Below are 22,531 nucleotides of genomic sequence, written 5' to 3' on the forward strand. Positions count from 1 at the left end.
CACTTGAGGTCAAATCGAGGAGGCCCGGATGAGCCCGCACGCACCCGACGAACCGCTGACGATCGGCGAGATGACCCGACGCACCGGAGTCGCCGCGTCCGCCCTGCACTTCTACGAGACGCTCGGGCTCATCGCGTCCACCCGCACCCCCGGCAACCAGCGCCGCTACGCCCGGCACATGCTGCGCCGCGTCTCCCTGATCACGGTCGCCAAGCGCCTCGGCATCCCGCTGTCCGACGTGCAGGCGGCCTTCGCCGACGTGCCGCTGACCGAGACCCCGAGCCACGCCGACTGGCAGCGGGCATCCCGACGTTGGAAGCGCGAACTCGAGAAGCGCCGCGAGGGCATCGAGCGCCTCGAACGCGAACTCACCGGATGCATAGGCTGCGGCTGCCTGTCGATGAAGGCCTGCGGCCTGCTCAACCCCGACGACGCGCTCGGCACCCAGGGCTCAGGCCCCCGCCGCCTCGACGCCTAGCCCCCACGCCCCCTCCCCCTCCCCCCTCCCCCTTTCCCCCAGGTCGAGACCCCCGCTGGTCGTCGACACCCCCGTGCACACACGTCTGCGGGAGGGGGTGCGGACAACCAGCGGGGGTCTCGGCAGGAAGGAACCAGGAACCAGGAACCAGGAACCAGGAACCAGGAACCAGGAACTACACGACCTCGAAGCCCGCGGCGAGGAGCACGTCGTCGCGCGAGCTGGGGCCGACCAACAGCTCGAACGCGCCGGCCTCGACCAGACGTGTGCCCGCGGCATCCACGATCGTGCAGTCGGCGACCGGCAACTCCACACGGACGCGCGCGGACTCCCCGGGCGCGAGCTCGACCTGACGGTAGGCCTTGAGCTCCTTGTCGGTCCAACTCACGCTGGTCACCGCATCGCGCACATACACCTGCACGGTCTCGCGCACCGGCCGCGTGCCCGTGTTCGTCACCGTGACCCGGCCGACGATCGTGTCCGTCTCCTCCAGCGAGGTCGCCTCGAGCTCCAGGTCGGAGTACTCGACGGTCGTGTACGACAGTCCCTCACCGAACGCCCACGTCGGTGACTGCGTGAGGTCGGCGTACCGGTCGCCGTGCTGTCCGCGGATCTGGTTGTAGTACGTCGGCTGCTGGCCCACGTGCCGGGCGAACGAGATGGGCAGGCGGCCCGACGGCTCGACCGCGCCGGAGATGATCTCGGCGAGCGCACGCCCGCCCTGCATGCCGGGGTTCGCCGCCCAGATCACGGCGGCAGCCTTCGACGCGGATGCCGGGAGCACGAGCGGCTTGGAGGCCAGCAGCACCACGACGACGGGCTTCCGCGTCGCGATGAGCGCATCGATCAAGGCGTTCTGCCCGCCGATGAGCTCCAGCGTCGCGGTGGAACGACCCTCGCCGACGAGCTCGATCCGGTCCCCGACCACGGCCACGACGACGTCCGCATCGGCCGCCGCGGCGACGGCCTCGGCGATCAGCTCGGCATCCGGGGCGCACGGCTGCACGACCGGTGGACGCGGCTGCTTGTCGGGGAAGAACGGCCCCTGCGGGTCTTCCTGCAGGGTGAGGATGTCCGCGCCCCGGGCGTGCCTGACCGTCCAGCCGTCGACCGCGCGCAGTCCGTCGAGCACGGTCGTGATCATCTCGCGGGGCTGACCGTCGAGCCACCCGGCTTGCCCCGATCCCCCGGCCCAGTCGCCGAGCTGCGTCTGCGCGTCGTCCGCCAGAGGACCGACCACGGCCACCCGCACCGGGGCGGCGGCGTCGAGCGGCAGGAGGCCGTCGTTCTCGAGCAGCACGATCGACCGGCGTGCCGTCTCCAGGTTCAGCTCCGCGTGCGCGGCGCTGCCGACCACCTCGTCGAGCCCCGCACCGGGCAGGCGCGGGTTCTCGAAGAGGCCGAGCTCGAACTTGAGGGCGAGGATGCGCGCGGCGGCCGCATCGAACGCGTCCTCCGGGAGCATGCCCGCAGCGACGGCGTCCAGGGCACCTTCGTAGAACCCCGGCGTGGTCATGATCATGTCGTTTCCGGCCCGCACGGCCGCGGCGGCCGCATGCGTGATGTCGGGCTGGATCCGCTGCTCCCACACCATCCGTCCGACGTTGTCCCAGTCCGTGATGAGGGTGCCGGTGTACCCCCACTCCCCGCGCAGGACGTCGCTGAGCAGCCAGTCGTTGGTGGTGATGGGCACCCCGTCGGTGGTCTGGTAGCCGAGCATGAAGGTGCGGCAGCCCTCGCGGGCGACGCGCTCGAACGGAGGCAGGAACCAGGAGCGGAGCTTGCGCCGCGAGATGTCGGCCTCGCTGGCATCGCGTCCGCCCTGGGTCTCGGAGTACCCGGCGAAGTGCTTGGCCGTCGCGAGGATCGCCGTGGGGTCGTCGAGCCCCTCCCCCTGGTATCCGCGCACCATCGCGGAGGCGAGTTCTCCGATCAGGAACGGATCCTCACCGAAGGTCTCGCTGATGCGGCCCCACCGCAGGTCGCGGGCGATGCACAGCACCGGCGAGAACGTCCAGTGGATGCCGGTGATCGCGACCTCCTCGGCCGTCGCACGGGCCACGCGTTCGAGCAGATCGGGGTCCCACGTCGCGGCCATGCCGAGCTGAGTGGGATAGATCGTCGCCCCGGGCCAGAACGAGTGCCCGTGGATGCAGTCCTCGCCCACCAGCAGCGGGATGCGGAGGCGGGTCTGCGCCGTGAGCTGGTTCGCGCGCAGGATCCGCTCGGGCGAGGTGTGCAGAATCGAGCCCGCGTGGCGGCGTGCGACGTGATCGTCGAGGTCGTCGCGGGCGTCGAGCTGCAGCATCTGCCCGACCTTCTCCTCGAGCGTCATGCGACCGAGGAGGTCGGCCACACGTTCGGGGATCGAGAGCGCGGGGTCCTGGTACGGGAGCTGGGTGGTCAGAGTCTGAGAGGTCATCACGGGGTGTTCCGGGTCGAGGTCGTCGAGGGGTCGGCGCTGTCGGGTGAAGTCGCCGACGCTACGGGATCGGAGTTCTTCTGCGGCAGGGGCCCGCTGCGGACGGCCGTGACGGCGTCGTTCACGTTCAGCCCCTTCTTCTTCATGGCTCTGGCCCGCTCACCCGCCGAACGCAGGCGCGGGTTGACGTACTCGTCGATGCCGAAGTTGATGAGCGAGAGGGCGACCCCGATGATGGCGATGCAGAGTCCGGCCGGCACGTACCACCACCACAGGCGCGGGAAGGCGCCATTCTGCTGGGCCCAGAACAGGATGGTGCCCCAGTTCAGGTTGCTCACCGGGATCACCCCGATGAAGGCCAGCGTGGTGAGACCGAGGATCGCGGCGGTCACGGTACCGACGAAGCTCGAGGCGATCAGGGCCATGAGGTTGGGCAGCATCTCGACCGTGATGATCCGGCGCAGAGGCTCGCCGTTGGCACGGGCGGCCTGGATGAAGTCACGGTTGCGCAGCGACATCGTCTGGGCACGGAGCACGCGCGCACCCCATGCCCAGCCCGTGATGCCGAGCACGGCGGCGATCACGATCAGCGGCGGGTTGTCGAACTGCGAGGCGATGATGATGATGAGCGGGATACCGGGGATCACCAAGAACACGTTGGTCAGCGCCGACAGCGATTCGCTCTTCCAGCCGCGCACGTAACCGGCGATCACTCCGATCGTGATCGCGATGATCGTGGCGATGAAGGCTGCGAGGAACCCGACGACGATGACGCCGCGCGTGCCGTAGATGATCTGACTCAGCACGTCCTCGCCCATGTGCGTCGTCCCCAGCCAGTGCTCCCACGAAGGAGGCTGCCGGAGCGCCGTGCGATCCTTCTGAGTCGGTCCGTACGGGGCGATCCACGGAGCGAGGATCGCGACGAGTACGAACACACCGAGGATGATCAGCCCGGCGATCGACTTCGGATTGCGGAACATCGCGAACGCCTGACCCAGCTGCGACCAGAAGGTCTTGCGTGGCGGCGCGGCGGCCGGCGGCGTGCGCAGCGTGGCGGTCTCGGGCATGCCGGAGACGACGGCCGACCCGTCGGGCGCGGTGCTCTCGGTGGTGGTGGGAACGGTCATGTCAGGACTCCATCTGGCGGGTGCGCGGATCGAGGTAGGCGTAGACGACATCCGCGAGGATGTTGGCCACGAGCACCGACAGGGTGATCACGAGGAACACGCCCTGCATGAGGGCGAAGTCCTTGGCGTTGGTCGCATCGAGCAGGAGCTTGCCCACGCCCGGATAGCTGAAGACCATCTCCATCACGATCGTGCCGCCGACGATGAAGCCGATCGACAGCGCGAAGCTCTGGATCTGCGGCAGCACCGCGTTGCGGGCGGCATAGCCCCACAGCACGCGCTTGTTGGGCATGCCCTTGGCCTGGGCCACCGTGATGTAGTCATCGTCGAGCACGGTCAGCATCATGTTGCGCATGCCGAGCACCCATCCGCCGAGCGAGGCGACCACGATCGTCAGGGCGGGCAGTGTGCCGTGCATGATCACCTGACCGATGAAGTCGAGACTCCATTCCGGGGACTGCCCCTTGTCGTAGGCGTGCGAGGAGGGGAACCACTTCAGGGTCGACGAGAAGATCGCGATCGCGATGAGCCCGAGCCAGAAGTAGGGGATCGTGTTGAAGAAGGTCGTCACGGGGATGATCGCGTCGAGCCTGCTGCCGCGCTTCCATCCGACGACGGCACCGGCGATCGTGCCGATCGTGAAGGAGATGATCGTCGCGATGCCGACCAGGCCGAGCGTCCACGGCAGTGCCGACGCGAGCACCTCGGCGACCGGCCGCAGCCCGTGCAGCGTCGAGATGCCGAGGTCGCCGCGCAGCAGCATCCCCCAGTACTCGAGGTACTGCTGCCAGATCGACTTGTCGGTGTCGATGCCGAGCAGGATGCGTAGCGCTTCCTCGGCCTCCGGGCTCACACTGCGGTTGCGCGCGAGGTAGGAGCTGACCGCGTCGCCCTTCATGAGGCGCGGGAGGAAGAAGTTGATCGTGATGGCCGCCCAGAGCGTGAACAGGTAGAAACCGGCACGCCCGGCGAAGAAGCGCCACGGGATCTTCCGGCGTCCGCGTTCCGCGACGGTCGCCGTGGTGCCGACCTCGAGAGCGTCGCGGGACGCGAGCTCGTCGTCGAGCCGGGGCAGAGCGGCGCTCACAGCGCACCTCCCATCGAGGTCGCGAAGTGCTTGTCCGGGTCGGGCGACGCGGCGCGCAGCTCCCGCGTGTACGGATCCTGCGGGTTGAGGATCACCGCGTCGGCGGCGCCGTACTCCACGACCCGGCCCTGGTTGAGGACCATGATCTCGTCGCTGAAGTGACGGGCGGTGGCGAGGTCATGGGTGATGTAGAGCACGCCGAGCCCCTCCTCACGTTGCAGGTCGGCGAGCAGGTTCAGCACACCGAGGCGGATCGAGACGTCGAGCATCGACACGGGCTCGTCGGCGACGAGGAGCGAAGGGCGGGACGCGAGGGCACGGGCGATGGCCACCCGCTGTCGCTGTCCGCCGGAGAGCTCGTGCGGACGCCGGTCGATCACGGTGTCCGGGTCGAGCCGGACCCTGCTGAGCAGACGGCGCACCTCGGCCTCGGTCTCCCCCTTGGGCACCACGTCATCGAGGCGGATCGGCCGCTCCAGGTGGTAACGGATCGAGTGGTAAGGGTTGAGGGAGGCGAACGGGTCCTGGAACACCATGCGCAACTGCTGCCGGTACTTCCGCAGCCCCTTGCCGCGGCGCGGGATCGGCATGCCGTCGAGCAGCACCTGTCCACTGGTCCGGGTCTCGAGCTGGGTGAGGATCTTCGCGATCGTGGACTTGCCGCTGCCGGACTGACCGACCAGGCCGATCGTCTGCCCGGAGGTCAGCGTGAAGCTCACATCGTCGAGCGCTTTGAGCTGGCCGGCACCGCGGACGTTGTACGTCTTCGTGATGTTCCGGAATTCGAGGGTGGTCATCGCACCAGCACCCCTCTCTCCCCGGTCAGCCGGGGGAACGACGACAGCAGTGTCTTCGTGTAGTCGTGCTCGGGCCGCGTCCAGATGCGCTCGGCGGTGGCGAGTTCGATGATCTCGCCCTCCCGCATGATCGCGATCCGGTCGCTGATCTCCAGGAGGAGGGGGAGGTCGTGGGTGATGAAGATCACCGAGAAGCCGAACTCGTGCCGCAGCTGCGAGATCTGCGTGAGGATCTCGCGCTGCACCAGCACATCGAGGGCGGTGGTCGGCTCGTCCATGACCATCAGCTGCGGGCGCAGCGCGAGGGCCATCGCGATCATGACGCGCTGGCGCATGCCGCCGGAGAGCTCATGGGGGAAGGAGCGGATGCGCTGTCGCCCGACCTTGACGATCTCGAGCAGTTCCTCGGCCTCGGCATGCCGCTGCCGGCGGTTCATGTCGGGGCGATGGATCTCGAAGACGTCTTCCAGCTGCGAGCCGATCGTCGCGACCGGGTTCAGGGCGTTCATCGCGCCCTGGAACACCATCGAGACCTTGTCCCAACGGAACCGCTGCATCGCGTCCACGTCGAGCGCGTCGATGTCGATGTCGACGCCGGTCGCATCGTGGAAGGTCACACTGCCGCCGGTGATCACGGCCGGCGCACGCAACAGGCGCTGGACTCCGTAGGCGAGTGTGGTCTTGCCGCACCCGCTCTCACCGGCGAGACCGAGGATCTCGCCGCGCTGCAGTTCGAGGTTCACGTTCTTCACCGCCTCGACGGGCGGATCGACGTCGTACACGACCGAGAAGTCGCGCACGCTGAGGAGAGGGTCTGACATGGTGATGTCTTTCGTCGGCGGAGAAGGGGAGCCCGGGGTCGTTCACCCGGGCTCCCCACCCGGTGCTTACTCGGCGGGCTTCAGCTTCGTGAGGATCTGCACGATGTTCTGCTGCGTCGGGTCGGCCGACGCGTACGGGTCCTCCTCCGACGGCCAGCCCACGTAGTTGCGGGTGTTGAACTCGCCCAGCAGCGGGTGCGCCCCCAGCGGGATGGCCGGCACCTGCTCAGCGAAGATCGTCTGCAACGTGTCGAGTGCCGCGGTGCGCTCCTCATCCGACGACGCGTTCGCGTAGGAGTTCAGGGCTGCCGTCGCCTCCGGGTCGTCGAAGCGACCGAAGTTGAAGCCGGCCTTGCCGTCCGAGATCCAGCGCGGGTCCATGGTCGAGGTGTAGAGGCCGTAGGCGGTCCCGCTGTCCTCGAGCCAGTGGATGATCGCGGAGAACGTGCCGTTGTCGCGAGGATCGGCCCAGCCGCCCCAGTCGGGCATGTCGATCTTGACCTCGGCGCCGATGGCCTCGGTGACGTCTTCGGCGATGAGCTCCTGCGCGGTGTTCCAGTCGCTCCAGCCCGAGGGGACCGACAGCGTGAACGACACGGGGGCGCCGTCGGGGTCGATCAGCGCGTCGCCCTTCCAGGTGTAGCCGGCGGTCTCGAGCAGGTCGCGGGCCTTCTCTGCATCGACCGAGTAGTCCACGTCCTTGAATTCGGGCTGGATCTCGTCTTCGAGGATCGACGAGAGCCCGGTCACCGACCACACGGCCTCGCTGGCACCCTCGCGGGCGATGTCGACGTAGGCGTCGCGGTCGATCACCCAGGCGAGCGCCTGGCGGAAGGCCGGGTCGTCGAACGGCTTCTGCTGCAGGTTCATGAACAGCGTCGCCGAACCGGTGGTGGGAGCCGCCCAGAACTTGTTGTGCTCGGGGTCGACCGACAGGAACTGCTCCTCGATCTGCGGGATGAAGGCCTGCGCCCAGTCGGCGTCCCCGTTCGCGAGGGCCGTGGTCAGCGCCGTGTTGTCGCCGTAGGAGACGTAGTGCAGCTCGGGAACGGCCAGATCGCCGCCCCAGTAGTCATCGCGGGCGTCGAGGGTGACCGATTCGGTCGACCAGTTCGAGAGGACGTAGGGTCCGGTACCCACCAGGTCGTCGCCCTTGACGGGGTCGGTGGCCGGGTCGTCGAGGTTCTCCCAGATGTGCTTCGGCACGATCGGCACGTGCAGGGCGCGGGCCTGGTTGACGTACTTCGACGCGGCGAAGGTCAGCACGACCTTGTCGCCGTCGACGGCAGCGCTGTCGAGCTGGAGGCCCGCGGTGTCGAGGGCGGGGGTGGAGGCGAGCTCGTAGGAGTAGACGATGTCGTCGGCGGTGAAGGGCTCGCCGTCGCTCCAGGTGACGTCGGCGCGGGGAACGACCGTGAGCACCGTGTAGTCGTCGTTCCACTCGATGCTCTCGGCGAGCCATGGCGTGACGCCGCGGTCGCCGGTCTGATTCACGAGCGCGAGGGTCTCGAAGATCACCTTGCCGTAGCCGTACTTCGAGGCGGACGAGTCGCCGACGTAGGGGTTGTTCGATTCGGTGGTGATCGCGCCGTCGGGCTTCGCGATCGTGAGCGAGGCGGAACCGGCACCGCTGCCGGACTCGTCGCCCCCTCCTCCTGCGGAGCATCCGGCGAGGGCCGAGATACCGAGGGCGGTGATCGCGGTCGCCGCGATCAGAGATTTCCTGAGCTTCATTGCTTCTCCTTGGGCACGGTCTTTGTGCTGCGGCACCGGCGGAGGATGCTGCGCCGGTCTGGTGTGATTCGCTTACTGTCGAGAAAGTAAGTTTCAGTGAGGTTACCGAGTAGTAAGTTGGATCGCAAGCACGGCTCGGCGATGGAGGAACGGCGATGGCAGACAGCGACCAGACGGTGCGCGTGCGCCCGGCGACGCTCGCGAAACGCGAGCAGATCCTCAAGGCGGCCATCGAGATCTTCGGGAACAAGGGATCGACGAACGGCACGCTGGCCGATGTCGCCGAACAGGTCGGCATCACGCACGCCGGCGTGCTCCACCACTTCGGGTCGAAGCAGAAGCTGCTGCTCGAGGTGCTCGCCTACCGCGATCAGGACGACGTGGCGGGGCTCGCGCAGAAGCACATCCCCGGCGGACCGGAGCTGTTCCTGCACCTCGTGCGCACCGCGTTCACGAATGCGAAGCGCCCCGGCATCGTGCAGGCGTACACGGTGCTCTCCGCGGAATCCGTGACCGACGACCATCCGTCGCGCCCGTTCTTCGAAGAGCGCTACACCACGCTTCGCCGCGAGGTGACGGACGCCTTCCACGAGCTGTGCGCCCAGGAGGGCGTGAGCGATCCGCGCAGCATCGCCGACGCGGCCGCCGCGATCCTGGCCGTGATGGACGGCCTGCAGTTGCAGTGGCTCCTGCATCCGGAGGTCGTGGAGCTCGGCGAGACGAGCGAGTTCGCGATCCGCGCCATCGTCAACGCCGTGCTGCATCCTGGACCGGAGTTGGAGACCTACGCGCACGACACGGACGGCTGACGGCCCCGACACGCCCGACTAGGCTCGGGCCATGACGATCGACCTCGAAGCGCTCTACATCGACCTGCACCAGCACCCCGAGCTCTCGTTCCAGGAGACACGCACCGCGGGCATCGCCGCCCGGCATCTGCGCGATCTCGGCCTCGAGGTGGAGGAGGGCGTCGGGGTCACCGGGGTCGTGGGCCTTCTCCGCAACGGCGACGGCCCCGTCGTGTGGGTGCGCGCCGACATGGACGCGCTCCCGGTCGAGGAGCAGACCGGCCTCTCGTATGCGAGCACCGCGAAGGGCGTCGACCCGGCGGGCACCACCGTCCCCGTCATGCACGCCTGTGGCCACGACATGCACGTCACCGCCATGATCGGCGCCGTGGAGAGGCTCGTCGCGGAGCGCTCCGACTGGTCGGGAACCCTCGTCGTGCTGATCCAGCCCGCCGAGGAGTACGGGGCCGGGGCGCGCGCCATGCTGGACGACGGCATCCTGGACCGCTACCCCCGTCCCGACATCGTGCTCGGCCAGCACGTGACCCCGCTCCCCGCCGGCATCGTCGGGGTGCGCAGCGGGACGCAGATGGCCGCCTCCGACGGGCTCACGGTGACCCTGCACGGCCGCGGCGGACACGGCTCGCGCCCGCACGCCACGATCGACCCGGTGGTGATGGCCGCGGCGACCGTGATGCGCCTGCAGACCATCGCCTCGCGCGAGATCGACCCGCAGGGCGTCGCGGTCGTGACCGTCGGCTCGATCCACGCCGGGCTCAAGAACAACATCATCCCGGCCGAGGCGAAGCTCGAGCTCAGCCTGCGCTACCCGAACGAGGAAGCACGCGAGAAGGTGCTCGCGAGCGTGGAGCGCATCGTGCGGGCCGAGGCCACCGCATCCGGGGCCGAGCGCGAGCCGGAGATCCGCACCGACCACACCCTGCCCGCCACGATCAACGATGAGGATGCCACGGCCCGCGTCACGACCGCGATCCAGCGGGCCCTCGGCGAGACGTCCGTCATCGACCCCGGCATGTTCACCGGCAGCGAGGACGTGTCCTGGTTCGCGCGCGACGCCGGCGTGCCTCTCGTGTTCTGGTTCTGGGGCGGCGTCGACCCCGCACGGTTCGCCGAGGCGGTCGCCGCGGGTCGACTCGAGCAGGACATCCCGACGAACCACTCGCCGTTCTTCGCGCCCGAGATCCACCCGACGATCGAGGTCGGCGTGACCGCCCTGTCGGCCGCGGCCCGGGAGTTCTTGGACTGAGCGCGTTCACAACTCCTCAGAATCGTTCGGCCTCGGCTCGTATGGCCCGTTCACCCCGCGGAACGAGCGTTCTCTGAGGAGTTGCGCACACCGCTGCTCCGCAGCGCAGTCGACTCAGCCGCCGATCGCGTTCATGCCGCGCGCCGGTTGCAGGAATGAGGGGTCGTTGATCGCGTGCCCCGGGAGCTTGCCGTGCACACAGGAGCGCAGCATCTCGGCGATCCCGTCGGAGCGAGCACCCGGCGCAGAGGTCGACGCCCCGCGCAGCACCTCGATGAGGTCGTACTCGACGTTCGAGAACAGGCAGTTGCGCAGCTGACCGTCGGCGGTCAAGCGCAGACGGTCGCACGCACCGCAGAACGGGGCGGTGACCGAGGCGATCACCCCGACCTCGTGCGGTCCGCCGTCGATCCGCCACTTCTCTGCAGGTGCTCCCCCACGCCCCTCGACCGGATCGAGATGCCAGCGCTCCCCCAGCGACGCGAGGATCTCCTCGCGCGTGACCATCGACGCCCGGTCCCAGGTGTGTCCGGCGTCGAGCGGCATCTGTTCGATGAAGCGCAGCTGCGCACCCACACCCATCGCGAACTCCACGAGGTCGACCAGCTCGTCGTCGTTGACGCCGCGCATCGCGACCGCGTTGAGCTTGAGCGGACGGAGCTCCGAGGCCGCAGCCGCGGCGATGCCCTCGAACACGTCGTCGAGGCGGTCACGGCGGGTCAGGTCGGCGAAGCGCTGACGGTTCACCGTGTCGATGCTGATGTTGAGGCGCGTGAGTCCGGCCTCGATCAGCGCCGGGAGTTTCTGGGCGAGGCTGATGCCGTTGGTCGTCATGGCGACCTCGACGGGTCCGTGCTCGCCTTGGATGCGGGAGACGCGTCGCACGACCTCGACGATGTCGGCCCTCAGGAGCGGTTCGCCACCGGTGAGTCGGAACGTGCGGATGCCGAGCGCGGCGGCCACCTCGGCGACCTCGACGATCTCATCCGTGGAGAGGATGCTCGTGCGGGCGAGCCACTCGTTCCCCTGCTCCGGCATGCAGTACGTGCAGCGCAGCGAGCAGCGGTCGGTGAGCGAGATGCGCAGATCCCGGTGCACCCGGCCGTGGGTGTCGACGAGACCTGCTTCGACGGCGGCGTGGCCAGGGCTCTGCGCCGCCGGACCGGCGTGCGGCGGGCGCACACCGATCACCACCGGCACGGCCGTCATCGCGCTCCGCCACTCCCCGTCATCGTTCGAGACTAACCCGCCGCTTCCCCCCTCGGGGCCGAAATGCCCTGGTTCCCGTCGCGATATGGCAGCCCATATGCGCGTGAGGGCTGTCATATCGCGACGGGAGCGACGGAGGCGACGGACGCGGGGACGAACCGGACGTCGGCAGGATCGACGCGCAGGTGCACCTCGTCGCCCACCGCGAGGTCGACGGCGTCCGCCATCGAGGTGTCGACCTGACAGTGCTCGGTGTGCAGGCGGACTCCCGTGAGGATGGGCTCGAGTCGGAGGATCCGGCTGGCCCACGCGTGCGGGTCGTCGGCTCGCTCGATGCGCACCGCGGCGGGACGGAACACCGCGGCGAGCGGTGAGCCGTCGACCGCGGCGAGCGCGAGCGACTCGGCATCCGTGCTTCCAAGACGCAGACCTCCCCCGCGCCAGCCCCCGTCCGCGGCGACGCCCACCAGCCGGTTGACACCTGCGATCGCAGCGATGAAGCCCGAAGCGGGTGCCGACAGCACCTCGCGGACAGGTCCGTGCTGCGTGACCCGCCCCGCCTCGATCACCAGGAGCCGATCGGCGAGGGCGACAGCATCCGCAGCATCGTGCGTGACCGCGATCGTGGTGATCCCCGCCAGCTGATCACGCAGCATCTGTCGGATGTCGCCGGCCGTCGCCGGATCGAGCGCGACCAGCGGTTCGTCGAGCAGCACGGCGCGTGGCGACGCGGCGAGCGCTCGGGCGACCGCGACGCGCTGCCCCTCGCCACCGGAGAGCTCGCGCGGCATGCGGTCCCCCGCCCCCGGGAGGCCGACACGTGCGAGCCATTCATCGGCCGAGTCGCGTGCCGCGCGGACGTCCTGCCCGGCGGCACGAGGACCGAAGGCGACGTTCTCGCGCACGGACAAGTGGGGGAACAGCCGCGCCTCCTGCCCGAGCAGCACGATGCCGCGGTTCATGGGGGCTGTCCGCACACGAGGTGTGGCCACGCGGTCGACCACGCGTCCCGCGACCTCGATCTCCCCGGCGGTCAGCGGCTCGAGCCCCGCGAGCGCCTGCAGCAGGGTCGACTTGCCCGCGCCGCTCGGCCCCATGATGGCGACGGTCTCCCCGGCCGCGACCTGCACCGGGACGTCGACGGCGAAGTGCTCACGGTCGACCACGACGTGCGCACGGAGCCCCTCACCGCCGACAGCCCGGCCCGTCGAGGAGGTCATCGCATCGCCCCCGGCCGCCAGCCGCGCACGAGCAGCAGCACGACGATCGCCGTGGCGAGCAGCAGCAGGGCGAGGGCGACCGCCGTGCCCTGCGATACTCCCGCCCCGTTGAACGCGGTGTAGATCGCGAGCGGCATGGTCTGGGTGACGCCGGGCCGGTTCCCTGCGAACAGAGCCGTCGCACCGAACTCGCCGATGGCCCGCGCGAAGCACAGGACGACACCCGCGACGATGCCCGGGGCGGCCAACGGCAGGGTGATCCGTCGCAGGATCGTCCATCGTCCCGCGCCGAGCGCCGCCGCCGTGCGCTCGTAGTCCACACCCGAGGTGCGCACCGCACCCTCCACGGCCAGCACGAGGAACGGCAGCGCGACGAACGTCTGCGCCAGGATGACGGCCGGCGTGCTGAAGGAGAGGCCGAGCCCACCGAGCCAGCCCGCACGTCCGAACAGGTACAGCAGCGCGACACCGCCCACCATCGGCGGCAGCACCAGCGGAACCGTGACGACCGCGCGGAGTACGGCAGCCAGTCGCGGCCCGGAGCGGGCGATCCACAGCGCGAGCGGTACGCCGATCAGGATGCACAGCACCGTGGCCACCAGGCCGGTACCGAGCGAGAGCGTGAGCGCGGAGAGCGCAGCTTCCGAGGTCACGTCCGCGAGGAACGTCGACCACTGCACGCGCGCGACGAGCGCGGTGAGCGGCAGGATCAGGAACGCCAGGCCGACCAGGGCGGGTACGGCGAGTGCACGGGGCGCGTACCCTCGATCACTTCCCCCGCTCATGGTGCTCCGAAGCCGAAGTCGGCCAGGATGCTGCGCCCCGCATCCGACCGCACGAACGCCACGAACGCCTCGGCCGCCGTGGCGTTCGGAGCATCGGAGAGCACGGCGATCGGGTAGTGGTTGACGACCTCGTCAGCGCCGTCCGGCACGATCACCTCGACGTCGTCGCGGCCGATCACGTCGGTGGCGTACACGAGTCCGGCGTCGGCTTCAGACGCGGCGACCTTCGTGAGCACGGCCGTCACGTTCTGCTCGAGGCTCGCCGGGTCGACCGTGACCCCCGCCGTGGAGAGCAGCGTCGCGGAAGCCGCACCGCACGGCACCTCCGGCGCACACAGCACGGTGGTGACGTCGGCGAGATCCGCAAGCGCCTCGACGTCGCCCGGGTTTCCGGACGGAACCACGATCACCAGAGTGTTGGATGCGAACAGCGCGGGCTCAGCCACGACGTCCGCCGCCTTCTCCATGTTCGCCTCGTCGGCCGAAGCGAACACGTCGGCGGGAGCACCTTCGAGGATCTGCGTGACGAGCGTCGAGGAACCGTCGTACACCGGACGGAACCGTACGTCCGGGTTCTCGGTCATGAAGGCCTCACCGATCGCATCGGAGGCTCCGGCGAGGGATGCCGCGGCGTAGACCGTGAGCTCTCCGCGCACGCCATCCGTGGCCCCCGACGGTGAGGGCGTGTCCTCAGCTGTGCCCGCACAGCCCGTGAGCACGAGGCAGGCAGCGGCGAGGAGAGCGAGCGTGGAGCGGCGCAACAGGCGGTTCATGTCAGCCGTTCGGGATCTCGACGACGACCTGGGTCGCCTTGACGGAAGCGGTGGCGAGGGAGCCGACCTCGAGCCGCAGATCCCGCGCCGCCTCGGACGACATCAGCGACACCACACGATGCGGTCCGGACTGGATGTCGACCTGGGCCATGAGGCCTTCGACCTGCACGCGCGTGACGATGCCGACGAAGCGGTTGCGCGCACTGGAGAGCAAATCTCCGGCGTTCCTCGCCTCCTCCGCGAGCTCGACCGCGCGCGCCGCGAGGGCATCACCGGGAATCTCGGCCGGTGTCGCATCCGTCACCGGAAGCAGGCCCTGATCGATCCAGCGACGGACGGTGTCGTCGCTCACGCCGAGCAACTGCGCGGCACGGGCGATCCGGTAGGTCTGCATGCGAAGAATCTACCGCAGATGCGGAGTTTCCCGGAGGCTCCATCCGCTTTCGCGGTCATCGGCCTCTTCCGGGAGGAGGGGCATACGCTGAATCCATGCAGCCCCTCGTCGCCCCGGCCGCCGCGCTCGCCCCGGAAGAGCTCATCCGCACGGCCCGGCACGCGGTGCTCGCCGGCATCGGTGAAGAAGGTCAGCGCCGCCTCAACGCCGCTCGCGTGACGGTCGTCGGCGCCGGCGGGCTCGGCTCCCCTGCCCTCCTCGCCCTGGCCGCCGCAGGGATCGGCAGCCTCACGGTGATCGACGACGACGTCGTGGAGCTGACCAACCTGCAGCGCCAGCTCGCGCACCGCGTGGAGGACATCGGCACGCCCAAGACCGCCTCCGCCGCCCGAGCCATCACGGCTCTCGCCCCGCAGACCGTCGTGACCGCGGTGCCGGAACGCCTCGACACGGCCAACGCCGCCCGCCTGCTCGCGGGAGCCGACGTGGTGGTCGACACGAGCGATTCCTTCGCGACCCGTCGTGATGTGGCCGCGGCGACCGAGGCGCTCGGACTTCCCCTGGTCTGGGGCGCGGTGCAGGAGTGGCATGCGCAGGCGACCGTGTTCTGGTCGGACCCACCGGTGGGCGAGCCGGTCGTGCTCGCCGACCTCTTCCCGCCCGGCACCGAGGGGGAACCACCCAGCTGCGCCCAGGTCGGCGTGCTCGGAGCGCTGTGCGTGCAGGTCGGCGGGATGCTGGCGGGTGAGGTGATCAAGCTCGTGACCGGGGCCGGCGAACCGCTGCTCGGACGACTCGCCATGATCGATGCGCTCACCTCCCGCCAACACGAGATCGCGATCCGCCCGGCGTCCACGACCTCGACGGCGGTGCACGCATGACCGGCCGTCGCACGGTCGAGGAGCAGCTCGACCGCGTGCTCGGCGCCATCCGCCTGGTCGGCAACGAGGCTCTCCCGGTGACGGATGCCGCAGGACGCACGCTCGCCGCGCCCGCGGTCGCCGCCCACGACATCCCCCTCTTCGACAACTCCGCGATGGACGGGTTCGCGGTGCGCGGTGCCGATGTCGCGGAGGCCTCCGAGGAGAATCCGGTCACCCTGCGCGTGGTCGCCGACCTTCCCGCCGGAGTGGCCCTCGATCCTCCGCTCGGGTCCGGCGAAGCCGCCCGCATCATGACCGGATCCCCCACCCCCACCGATGCCGACGTGATCGTGCCCTTCGAGGACACGGCCGGCGGGCTCGCCGACTCCCTCGACGGGGTGACGGTGCTGCGCGCCCCGGCGAAGCCCGGTGTGTTCGTGCGCCGACGCGGGGCCGACCTGCACGCCGGCGACGAGGTCGTGCCCGCCGGGGAACGTCTGGGGCCCTTCCAACTCGCGGCCGCGGTCGCTGCCGGTGTCGCCGAGGTGTGGGTGACGCGGGCTCCGCGCGTGGCCGTGGTGTCGACCGGGAGCGAGCTGCTCGCGCCGGGCGAGACTCCCACCCGCGGCCGCATCCCCGACTCGAACGGCCCCCTGCTCGCGCAACTGGTCGCCGAGGCCGACGCCGAGGTGGTGCTGGTCGCACGCGTTCCGGATACGGCCGACGCCGTCAGGACCGTGACCGCCGAAGCCACAGCTCTCGGCGCCGACGTGATCGTCTTCACCGGCGGGGTGAGCGCGGGAGCCTACGAGCCGGTGCGCGGCGCGTTCGACGGCGGCGGACAGGTCGAGTTCAGCGCGGTGGCCATGCAGCCGGGCAAGCCGCAGGCCTTCGGGGTGCTCGATGACGGATGCGTGGTGTTCGGACTCCCGGGGAACCCCGTCAGCGTGGCGGTGTCGTTCGAGGTGTTCGTGCGCCCCGCCCTGCTCACGATGCAGGGCCGCACCCTCATCCACCGCCCGCGTTCGCCCTTCACCGCCGATGCGTCCTGGACACCCCCGCCCGGCCGCCGCCAGTACCTTCCGGCCGTCGTCGACCTCGCCACGCGCACCGTGCGTCCGGCGACCGCCGGCGGGTCAGGATCGCATCTTGCGGGCGGACTCGCGCGTGCCCACGCGTTCGCGATCGTCCCGGCGGAGGTCGAGTCCGTGGCCGTGGGCGATGTGATCGATGTCATGCTGGTCGGATGAGCTTCCCCCACCTTGACGCCGGCGGCCGTGCACACATGGTCGATGTGACCGCGAAGCAGCCGACCGTGCGCACCGCGACCGCCCGCGGTTTCGTGCGCTGCAGCGCCGACGTGATCTCCGCACTCCGCGACGGCACCGTGCCGAAGGGCGACGTGCTCGCGGTGGCGCGCATCGCCGGCATCCAGGCGGCCAAGTCCACGCCCTCCCTGCTGCCGCTCGCGCACGTGATCGGGGTGCACCGGGCGAGCATCGAGCTGGACGTCGTCGACGACGGCGTGCGCATCGAGGCGACCGTGGGCACCGCCGACCGCACCGGGGTCGAGATGGAAGCGCTCACTGCCGTCTCGGTCACCGCACTGGCGATCGTCGACATGATCAAGGGCGTCGACCGCGCGGTCACGATCGAGGACGTGCGCATCGTGGCGAAGTCCGGCGGCCGCTCCGGCGACTGGGTGCGTCCCGGCGAGCCCGCCCCCGGGGCCGACCGATGACACGCGTGCGCTACTTCGCCGCGGCCGCCGAGGCCGCAGGCACCGACGCGGAGGAGCGCGCCGAGCACTCTCTCCTGGAGCTGCGCACCGCCGTCGTCGCCGAGCACCCGGCACTGGCCGACATCCTGCCGCGCTGCGCGGTGCTCGTCGACGGCGTCCGCACCGACGGCGACCTCTCCCTCGACGACGCCGAGCTCATCGACGTGCTCCCGCCCTTCGCGGGCGGCTGACCACGCGCCACCTGCATGACCGCCGGCCACCCGCATGGCCGTCTGCCGGTGTTTCCTCCTGCATACGGCAGAACCTCATGCAAGTGACGCGTCGAGAACGGCAGGTGACGCGTCGAGAACGGCGATGGCGCGCAGGACTCAGCCGCCGATGCCCTTCCACGACGTGGTGCCGTCGACCTCGAGCTGACGCTTCCACACGGGGAGGTCGCTCTTGATCGCCTCGATGACCGCACGGCACACCTCGAACGCCTCGGCACGGTGCTCGGAGGCCACCGCGATCACCACCGCGGCATCACCCACATCGAGGCGTCCGACGCGATGACTCACAGCCACCACAGTGGGAGCATCGGCACCGGCACCGGCCTCCTCCGCGATCCGCCGCAACGTGGCTTCCGCATCGGGGTGCGCGCTGTACTCCAGTCCGACCACGGGCGTCTGCGCATCCGGGTCGTTGTCGCGCACCCGGCCGACGAACGTCGTCACCGCTCCCAGGCGCGGATCTTCGACCGCGGCGAGGTGGACATCGAGATCGAGGAGTTCTTCCGACACGGCTGCGATGCGTACGTCGTTCATGAGTGGTCTCCGCCTTCGACTTGATCCAGGATGTGCGCGGCGACGCCGAGCACCACGGGCACACCGGAGGCGACGGCTCGGGGCGAACCGGGGAGGTTCACGACGAGCATGCCGTCGGGGTCCACGATGCCCGCGAGCCCGCGCGAAAGCACCGAGAGCGGGGTGTCGGCGAGTCCGCTGCGGCGCAGCTCCTCCGCGATCCCGGGGATCTCACGGGTGATCACCCGGCGCGTCCCCTCCGGCGTCAGGTCACGGGGCCCGACGCCCGTCCCACCGGTGGTCACGACCAACCGGATGCCGCGCGCGACCGCCCGGCGCAGGGCATCCGCCACAGAACCCGCTCCGTCGGCGATGACCTCGGCATCGGGGCAGTGCCACCCGGCGTCACGAAGCAACCCCACGGCGATCGGGCCGCCCCGATCCTCGCGCTCTCCGGAGGCCGATCGATCCGAGACGGTGATGACGAGTGCGGGGTACGGGCCCATGGCTCCCACCCTAGGCCCGCGCCGATGACGGTGCACCGGTATCAGGTGACGCGGACGAGCGAACGCTGCCAGCCCGACGATCCGTTCGGCGCGATGGGTGCGCGCTCCTGGATCTGCAGGTCGCCGTTCTTGTTCACGGCGCGCACGGCGACGTAGTGCGTCCCCGGGGTGGCATCCCATTCCATGAACCACTGCACCCAGGTGTCATCGTTGATCGGCGTCGACAGCGTGGCCGCAACCCAGTCGCCGTCGTCGATGCTCACCTCCACGCGCTCGATGCCGACCGACTGCGCCCAGGCGACGCCTGCGATCGGGATCTTCCCCGCATCCACCGCCTCGCCGATCTTGGGGGTGTCGACGCGGGAGGAGAACTTGATCGGCGCCTCGGCGCTGTAACCGCGCGGTGTCCAGTACGCCTCGTCCTCGGCGAACGTCGTGACCTTGAGTTCGGTGAGCCACTTGGTCGCCGACACGTAGCCGTAGAGTCCCGGCACGACCATCCGCACGGGGAAACCGTGTTCGAGCGGCAGCGGCTCGCCGTTCATCCCGACCGCCAGGATCGCGTCGAGGTCATCATCGGTGAGTGCCGACAGCGGCGTGCTCGCCGTGTAACCGTCGACGCTGCGCGAGAGCACCATGTCGGCACCGGACTTGACGCCCGCCTTCTTGAGCACGTCGCGCAACGGCACGCCCAGCCACTTCGCGTTGCCGACGAGTTCGCCGCCGACCTCGTTCGACACGCACGTGAGCGTGATCGCATACTCGTCGAGACCCATGTCGAGGATGTCCTGGAAGCTCATCTCCACACGCTGGTCGACCATGCCGTCGATCACCAGGCGCCAGGTGTCCGGGTCGATCGAGGGAACCGTGAGGGCCGTGTCGACCCGGTAGAAGTCCTTGTTCGGGGTGAACAGCTTGCTGAGTCCGGGGATGTCCAGCTCCGCGCCCTGCGGCACCGTGACCGTGGTCTTCGGAGAGGGGAGCTTGAGCGCACTGCGGACGGCTTCGACCGAGGACACGGCCATGCTCACCGTGCGGGCGGTGATTCCCACGACGAGCGCGGACGCACCGGCGACGGCAGCGAGGAGGAAGAACCGACGACGGTCGATCCCGGGCCGGGCGGACTCTCCTTCGGCGAGATCGGTCGGGGGATCATCCGTGGTCGCCATAGCCCGGTCGTCCTCGCTGGCGCCTGCGAATGAGTCTCTCCACCCGCGCAGCCGGCGGCACAGGAGCACGAGGATGATCGATCCCGCGACGGTGCCGAGGACCGGGGGCAGGAACGCGAGGGGCGCGACGCCCGCGCGGGTGACGATCGCCGCGGTCGAGAGCACGCCCGCGATCACCAGCGCGATCACGCCGAGCGGCGGACGCACGAACTGCAAGATCCCGGCGATCGCCGAGGCGATGAGGACGGCCAGACCGAGCCCCGCCAGCAGGGCGATCTTGTCGTACTCGCCGAAGGTGGCGATCGCGAACTCCTTGAAGGGCTGGGGCACGATGTCGATCACGAAGCCGCCGACCGCGAGGATCGGGCTGGCGGTGCGCGCGAACAGAAGCGCGAACACCTCCGCCGTGGCGAGGAAGACGCCACCCCCGATCACGCCCGCGAGGGCGGCCCAGACGAAGAACCTCTTGCCGCTGCGGCGTTGCACCATGATCGTCTCCTGTTCCACCGGTCGCCGGCGTCATCCCCCGTTGTTCGGAGCGGAGGCGCGATCGGATCTGACGATCTGCGGAAGACGTCGCGCGGACCCGTTCATAGCTCCGCAAAAACGGCAGGAGAGGAACGCGTCAGGCGCGGTATGACGGGCGAGCCGTTCACCTGACACTCCGATCTTCCGGAGTTGTGAACGTCCGCGGGCGGAGAGCCAGACCGGGCGGAGGTCAGACCGGGCGGAGGTCAGACGGGAACGACGGGCGGGGGCGGCGGAGCGAGCCGGCGCTGCGGCACCCCGTGCGCCTCCCGGTGCAGACGCTCCATCCGGCTGTCGAGCTCGGCGGCGGCATCGGCGGCATCGGACAGGCTGTCGACGAGGTGCGAGGGCACCTGGTTCGAGAACTTGTAGTAGATCTTGTGCTCGAGGCTCGCCCAGAAGTCCATCGCTATCGTGCGGAACTGCACCTCGACGGGCACCGACAACGCACCGGTCGACAGGAACACCGGCACCTCGATGATCGCGTGCAGGCTCTTGTAGCCGTTGGCCTTCGGCTGCGCGATGTAGTCCTTGACCGTGCGCACGGTGATGTCGTCCTGCGCGGTGAGCAGGTCGAACAGGCGGTACACGTCGGCGACGAAGCTGCAGGTGACCCGCACACCCGCGATGTCGGTGATCTCCGCGCGGATCCGGTCGAAGTCCGGCTCGTCGATCCCCTTGCGGGCGAGCTTCTCGACGATGCTGTCGGGCGACTTGAGACGGCTCTTCACGTGCTCGATCGGGTTGTACGCATGGTCGTGCGTGAACTCGTCACGGAGGATGGAGATCTTCGTCTCGACCTCACGCATCCCGAACTCGTACTCGCGCAGGAAACGCTGCAGCTCGTCACGCAGCTCGCGAGCCTGGTTGATCGTGTCCTCGGTGACGTGAACGGTCGTCATGCTTCCGACGTTACGCGTTCGTGATCGGAAACGGCTGTGGATCCTCGATGTCCGAGCGGGCATCGACGAGGCGCTGGCCGGAAAGCACACCGGGGAGCCCGCGCCCGAGGCGTGTGGTGAACAGCAGCACGATCGCGACGAGGATCAGGATCGAGGAGGCGAGGTCGAACAGGGTGCCGCCCAGGGCGAGCGCACTGAGGCCGGCGATACCTCCAGCCCAGCGCAGGGGGCGGGCGATCGGCGCGGGCAGCCGCGAGCCCGTGTAGCGCAGCTGCACGGCGAAGTCGCCGACCGAGCGTCCGGTCGACAGGATCAGCACCAGGAACAGGCCGGCGGGGACGACGGCTCCGGCGGCGGAGGAGATCGACCCGTCGATCACGGCCGCCCTGTCACGCACGACGTACTCCAGCCACACCTGCACCGTCACGCCGATGGCGGTGCTCAGGAAGCCGTACGCGAGGGCATCGCACAGCATCGCGAGGGCCCGTCGACCACGGGTGACCGGACGCGGAAGGTCGGCGTCCGGACTCGCTTTCGCGCCCCGCAGCTTCCGCGGCACGACGAGCGCCAGCATGCAGCCCACGACCGCACCGAGGGTGTTCGTCATGAGGTCACCGACGTCGAAGAAGCGGTATGCGCAGGGGTAGATGCCCCATACACCGGTGAGTTGGGTGGTCTCGACCAGCAAGGACAGGCCGAATCCGACGGCGAGCGCCGTGAGCACGCCACGACCGGCGATCACCCGCACGAAGAAGCCGAGCGGCATGAACAGCAGCACGTTGAAGACCAGCTGCAGAAGGGCGGGCTGCCGCAGCGGACTGCCCGGTGCCGCGAGCGCCTTCTGCACATCGCGCACGACCGACACCGGATCCGTGATCGCCCCCACGCAGCGGATCGTCTCGGGGTCGGGCAGCGGGAGAAGCGTGTACGTCCAGATCGCCCAGAAGTAGATCAGAGCCGAGAGCCAGAGCAGCGCGCGCCCGACACCGAGCCGCCCGCGACGACGGTAGCTGACCGCGACGAAGGGCACGAACAGGACGACGCCGAACGCCAGCCCGATCGCGATCGCGATGACTCCGAGCCGCACCTGATCTTCCACCGCGAGCCAGTGTAACCGCGGCCGTAAGGATTCCGTGAG

At 69.6% G+C, this 22,531-nt stretch carries 23 protein-coding genes; 7 read left to right on the top strand and 16 right to left on the bottom strand.

Features of this window, described 5'->3' with window-relative positions; all coding sequences use genetic code 11:
• The first annotated feature begins 28 nt into the window (after positions 1 to 28).
• Complete coding sequence (gene soxR / locus LVJ59_RS09235) at positions 29 to 478, top strand: redox-sensitive transcriptional activator SoxR (protein WP_047524863.1); 450 nt, start codon at positions 29 to 31, stop codon at positions 476 to 478.
• Between the two features lie 175 nt (positions 479 to 653).
• Here the strand turns inward: soxR and LVJ59_RS09240 are convergent, their stop codons facing one another.
• From LVJ59_RS09240 to LVJ59_RS09265, 6 genes are all read right to left on the bottom strand, one after another.
• Complete coding sequence (locus tag LVJ59_RS09240; protein ID WP_232762775.1) at positions 654 to 2,900, bottom strand: glycoside hydrolase family 3 N-terminal domain-containing protein; 2,247 nt, start codon at positions 2,898 to 2,900, stop codon at positions 654 to 656.
• Complete coding sequence (locus LVJ59_RS09245) at positions 2,900 to 4,027, bottom strand: ABC transporter permease (RefSeq protein ID WP_232762776.1); 1,128 nt, start codon at positions 4,025 to 4,027, stop codon at positions 2,900 to 2,902. The genes LVJ59_RS09240 and LVJ59_RS09245 overlap by 1 nt, the downstream gene beginning before the upstream one ends.
• A gap of 1 nt (position 4,028) precedes the next feature.
• Positions 4,029 to 5,114: an ABC transporter permease gene (locus LVJ59_RS09250; RefSeq protein WP_232762777.1), complete on the bottom strand. Its 1,086-nt coding sequence runs from the start codon at positions 5,112 to 5,114 to the stop codon at positions 4,029 to 4,031.
• The gene (locus tag LVJ59_RS09255) at positions 5,111 to 5,911 is read right to left on the bottom strand and encodes an ABC transporter ATP-binding protein (protein ID WP_232762778.1); all 801 of its coding nucleotides are present in this window, start codon (positions 5,909 to 5,911) and stop codon (positions 5,111 to 5,113) included. Before LVJ59_RS09255 ends, LVJ59_RS09250 begins: the two co-directional genes overlap by 4 nt.
• On the bottom strand, positions 5,908 to 6,732 hold the full coding sequence (locus LVJ59_RS09260) for an ABC transporter ATP-binding protein (RefSeq protein WP_232762779.1): 825 nt from the start codon (positions 6,730 to 6,732) through the stop codon (positions 5,908 to 5,910). The genes LVJ59_RS09255 and LVJ59_RS09260 overlap by 4 nt, the downstream gene beginning before the upstream one ends.
• Before the next feature lie 66 nt (positions 6,733 to 6,798).
• The gene (locus tag LVJ59_RS09265) at positions 6,799 to 8,466 is read right to left on the bottom strand and encodes an ABC transporter substrate-binding protein (RefSeq protein WP_232762780.1); all 1,668 of its coding nucleotides are present in this window, start codon (positions 8,464 to 8,466) and stop codon (positions 6,799 to 6,801) included.
• A 155-nt stretch (positions 8,467 to 8,621) separates the two neighbouring features.
• Between LVJ59_RS09265 and LVJ59_RS09270 the strand changes: the two genes are divergently transcribed.
• Together LVJ59_RS09270 and LVJ59_RS09275 are read left to right on the top strand one after the other, a co-directional pair.
• Positions 8,622 to 9,275 carry a TetR/AcrR family transcriptional regulator gene (locus tag LVJ59_RS09270; protein ID WP_134352802.1) on the top strand — a complete coding sequence of 218 codons (654 nt, stop codon included), beginning with the start codon at positions 8,622 to 8,624 and terminating at the stop codon, positions 9,273 to 9,275.
• 31 nt (positions 9,276 to 9,306) lie between these two features.
• Positions 9,307 to 10,521, top strand: coding sequence for an amidohydrolase (locus LVJ59_RS09275; protein ID WP_232762781.1), 1,215 nt, complete (start codon positions 9,307 to 9,309; stop codon positions 10,519 to 10,521).
• A gap of 114 nt (positions 10,522 to 10,635) precedes the next feature.
• Here LVJ59_RS09275 and moaA read toward each other — a convergent pair whose 3' ends face one another.
• The 5 genes from moaA to LVJ59_RS09300 all read right to left on the bottom strand — a co-directional run bounded on the left by moaA (position 10,636) and on the right by LVJ59_RS09300 (position 14,902).
• On the bottom strand, positions 10,636 to 11,730 hold the full coding sequence (gene moaA / locus LVJ59_RS09280; protein ID WP_232762782.1) for a GTP 3',8-cyclase MoaA: 1,095 nt from the start codon (positions 11,728 to 11,730) through the stop codon (positions 10,636 to 10,638).
• Between the two features lie 113 nt (positions 11,731 to 11,843).
• A complete protein-coding gene (locus tag LVJ59_RS09285; protein WP_232762783.1) occupies positions 11,844 to 12,950 on the bottom strand; it encodes an ABC transporter ATP-binding protein in 1,107 nt (368 codons plus the stop codon).
• The gene (gene modB, locus LVJ59_RS09290; RefSeq protein WP_232762784.1) at positions 12,947 to 13,735 is read right to left on the bottom strand and encodes a molybdate ABC transporter permease subunit; all 789 of its coding nucleotides are present in this window, start codon (positions 13,733 to 13,735) and stop codon (positions 12,947 to 12,949) included. Before modB ends, LVJ59_RS09285 begins: the two co-directional genes overlap by 4 nt.
• Positions 13,732 to 14,508 (bottom strand): molybdate ABC transporter substrate-binding protein, encoded by a 777-nt coding sequence (gene modA, locus LVJ59_RS09295; RefSeq protein WP_232762785.1) that lies wholly within the window; start codon positions 14,506 to 14,508, stop codon positions 13,732 to 13,734. The genes modB and modA overlap by 4 nt, the downstream gene beginning before the upstream one ends.
• Before the next feature lies 1 nt (position 14,509).
• The gene (locus LVJ59_RS09300) at positions 14,510 to 14,902 is read right to left on the bottom strand and encodes a molybdopterin-binding protein (protein ID WP_232762786.1); all 393 of its coding nucleotides are present in this window, start codon (positions 14,900 to 14,902) and stop codon (positions 14,510 to 14,512) included.
• 95 nt (positions 14,903 to 14,997) lie between these two features.
• Here LVJ59_RS09300 and LVJ59_RS09305 point away from each other — a divergent pair, with 95 nt between their 5' ends.
• The 4 genes from LVJ59_RS09305 to LVJ59_RS09320 are packed head-to-tail and all read left to right on the top strand — an operon-like array spanning position 14,998 to position 17,736.
• Positions 14,998 to 15,783, top strand: a complete 786-nt coding sequence (locus LVJ59_RS09305; RefSeq protein ID WP_232762787.1) for a HesA/MoeB/ThiF family protein — start codon at positions 14,998 to 15,000, stop codon at positions 15,781 to 15,783.
• Complete coding sequence (gene glp / locus LVJ59_RS09310; RefSeq protein ID WP_232762788.1) at positions 15,780 to 17,015, top strand: gephyrin-like molybdotransferase Glp; 1,236 nt, start codon at positions 15,780 to 15,782, stop codon at positions 17,013 to 17,015. The genes LVJ59_RS09305 and glp overlap by 4 nt, the downstream gene beginning before the upstream one ends.
• Positions 17,012 to 17,506: a cyclic pyranopterin monophosphate synthase MoaC gene (moaC, locus tag LVJ59_RS09315; RefSeq protein WP_232762789.1), complete on the top strand. Its 495-nt coding sequence runs from the start codon at positions 17,012 to 17,014 to the stop codon at positions 17,504 to 17,506. The genes glp and moaC overlap by 4 nt, the downstream gene beginning before the upstream one ends.
• Positions 17,503 to 17,736 (top strand): MoaD/ThiS family protein, encoded by a 234-nt coding sequence (locus tag LVJ59_RS09320; RefSeq protein WP_047522933.1) that lies wholly within the window; start codon positions 17,503 to 17,505, stop codon positions 17,734 to 17,736. Before moaC ends, LVJ59_RS09320 begins: the two co-directional genes overlap by 4 nt.
• Before the next feature lie 138 nt (positions 17,737 to 17,874).
• Here the strand turns inward: LVJ59_RS09320 and LVJ59_RS09325 are convergent, their stop codons facing one another.
• The 5 genes from LVJ59_RS09325 to LVJ59_RS09345 all read right to left on the bottom strand — a co-directional run bounded on the left by LVJ59_RS09325 (position 17,875) and on the right by LVJ59_RS09345 (position 22,492).
• Positions 17,875 to 18,309 carry a molybdenum cofactor biosynthesis protein MoaE gene (locus LVJ59_RS09325; protein ID WP_232762790.1) on the bottom strand — a complete coding sequence of 145 codons (435 nt, stop codon included), beginning with the start codon at positions 18,307 to 18,309 and terminating at the stop codon, positions 17,875 to 17,877.
• Entirely contained in the window at positions 18,306 to 18,794 is a 489-nt protein-coding gene (locus tag LVJ59_RS09330) for a molybdenum cofactor biosynthesis protein B (RefSeq protein WP_232762791.1), read from the bottom strand. The genes LVJ59_RS09325 and LVJ59_RS09330 overlap by 4 nt, the downstream gene beginning before the upstream one ends.
• Positions 18,795 to 18,835: 41 nt before the next feature.
• Positions 18,836 to 20,452, bottom strand: a complete 1,617-nt coding sequence (locus LVJ59_RS09335) for a molybdopterin-dependent oxidoreductase (RefSeq protein WP_232762792.1) — start codon at positions 20,450 to 20,452, stop codon at positions 18,836 to 18,838.
• 245 nt (positions 20,453 to 20,697) lie between these two features.
• A complete protein-coding gene (locus LVJ59_RS09340) occupies positions 20,698 to 21,393 on the bottom strand; it encodes a GTP pyrophosphokinase family protein (protein WP_047522937.1) in 696 nt (231 codons plus the stop codon).
• Positions 21,394 to 21,403: 10 nt separating this feature from the next.
• Positions 21,404 to 22,492: a VanZ family protein gene (locus LVJ59_RS09345; RefSeq protein WP_232762793.1), complete on the bottom strand. Its 1,089-nt coding sequence runs from the start codon at positions 22,490 to 22,492 to the stop codon at positions 21,404 to 21,406.
• Between the last annotated feature and the right edge of the window lie 39 nt (positions 22,493 to 22,531).

This window comes from Microbacterium sp. KKR3/1, assembly GCF_021272365.1.
In the GTDB taxonomy this organism is placed as follows: domain Bacteria; phylum Actinomycetota; class Actinomycetes; order Actinomycetales; family Microbacteriaceae; genus Microbacterium; species Microbacterium aurugineum.

Coding starts and splice junctions, on each gene's coding strand:
- LVJ59_RS09260 (WP_232762779.1), bottom strand. CDS start 6,732: ATGTCAGACCCTCTCCTCAGCGTGCGCGACTTCTCGGTCGTGTACGAC.
- LVJ59_RS09265 (WP_232762780.1), bottom strand. CDS start 8,466: ATGAAGCTCAGGAAATCTCTGATCGCGGCGACCGCGATCACCGCCCTC.
- LVJ59_RS09275 (WP_232762781.1), top strand. CDS start 9,307: ATGACGATCGACCTCGAAGCGCTCTACATCGACCTGCACCAGCACCCC.
- moaA (WP_232762782.1), bottom strand. CDS start 11,730: ATGACGGCCGTGCCGGTGGTGATCGGTGTGCGCCCGCCGCACGCCGGT.
- LVJ59_RS09255 (WP_232762778.1), bottom strand. CDS start 5,911: ATGACCACCCTCGAATTCCGGAACATCACGAAGACGTACAACGTCCGC.
- LVJ59_RS09300 (WP_232762786.1), bottom strand. CDS start 14,902: ATGCAGACCTACCGGATCGCCCGTGCCGCGCAGTTGCTCGGCGTGAGC.
- LVJ59_RS09320 (WP_047522933.1), top strand. CDS start 17,503: ATGACACGCGTGCGCTACTTCGCCGCGGCCGCCGAGGCCGCAGGCACC.
- LVJ59_RS09285 (WP_232762783.1), bottom strand. CDS start 12,950: ATGACCTCCTCGACGGGCCGGGCTGTCGGCGGTGAGGGGCTCCGTGCG.
- LVJ59_RS09240 (WP_232762775.1), bottom strand. CDS start 2,900: ATGACCTCTCAGACTCTGACCACCCAGCTCCCGTACCAGGACCCCGCG.
- LVJ59_RS09330 (WP_232762791.1), bottom strand. CDS start 18,794: ATGGGCCCGTACCCCGCACTCGTCATCACCGTCTCGGATCGATCGGCC.
- moaC (WP_232762789.1), top strand. CDS start 17,012: ATGAGCTTCCCCCACCTTGACGCCGGCGGCCGTGCACACATGGTCGAT.
- LVJ59_RS09325 (WP_232762790.1), bottom strand. CDS start 18,309: ATGAACGACGTACGCATCGCAGCCGTGTCGGAAGAACTCCTCGATCTC.
- modB (WP_232762784.1), bottom strand. CDS start 13,735: ATGAGCGGGGGAAGTGATCGAGGGTACGCGCCCCGTGCACTCGCCGTA.
- LVJ59_RS09245 (WP_232762776.1), bottom strand. CDS start 4,027: ATGACCGTTCCCACCACCACCGAGAGCACCGCGCCCGACGGGTCGGCC.
- glp (WP_232762788.1), top strand. CDS start 15,780: ATGACCGGCCGTCGCACGGTCGAGGAGCAGCTCGACCGCGTGCTCGGC.
- LVJ59_RS09305 (WP_232762787.1), top strand. CDS start 14,998: ATGCAGCCCCTCGTCGCCCCGGCCGCCGCGCTCGCCCCGGAAGAGCTC.
- modA (WP_232762785.1), bottom strand. CDS start 14,508: ATGAACCGCCTGTTGCGCCGCTCCACGCTCGCTCTCCTCGCCGCTGCC.
- LVJ59_RS09335 (WP_232762792.1), bottom strand. CDS start 20,452: ATGGTGCAACGCCGCAGCGGCAAGAGGTTCTTCGTCTGGGCCGCCCTC.
- soxR (WP_047524863.1), top strand. CDS start 29: ATGAGCCCGCACGCACCCGACGAACCGCTGACGATCGGCGAGATGACC.
- LVJ59_RS09340 (WP_047522937.1), bottom strand. CDS start 21,393: ATGACGACCGTTCACGTCACCGAGGACACGATCAACCAGGCTCGCGAG.
- LVJ59_RS09270 (WP_134352802.1), top strand. CDS start 8,622: ATGGCAGACAGCGACCAGACGGTGCGCGTGCGCCCGGCGACGCTCGCG.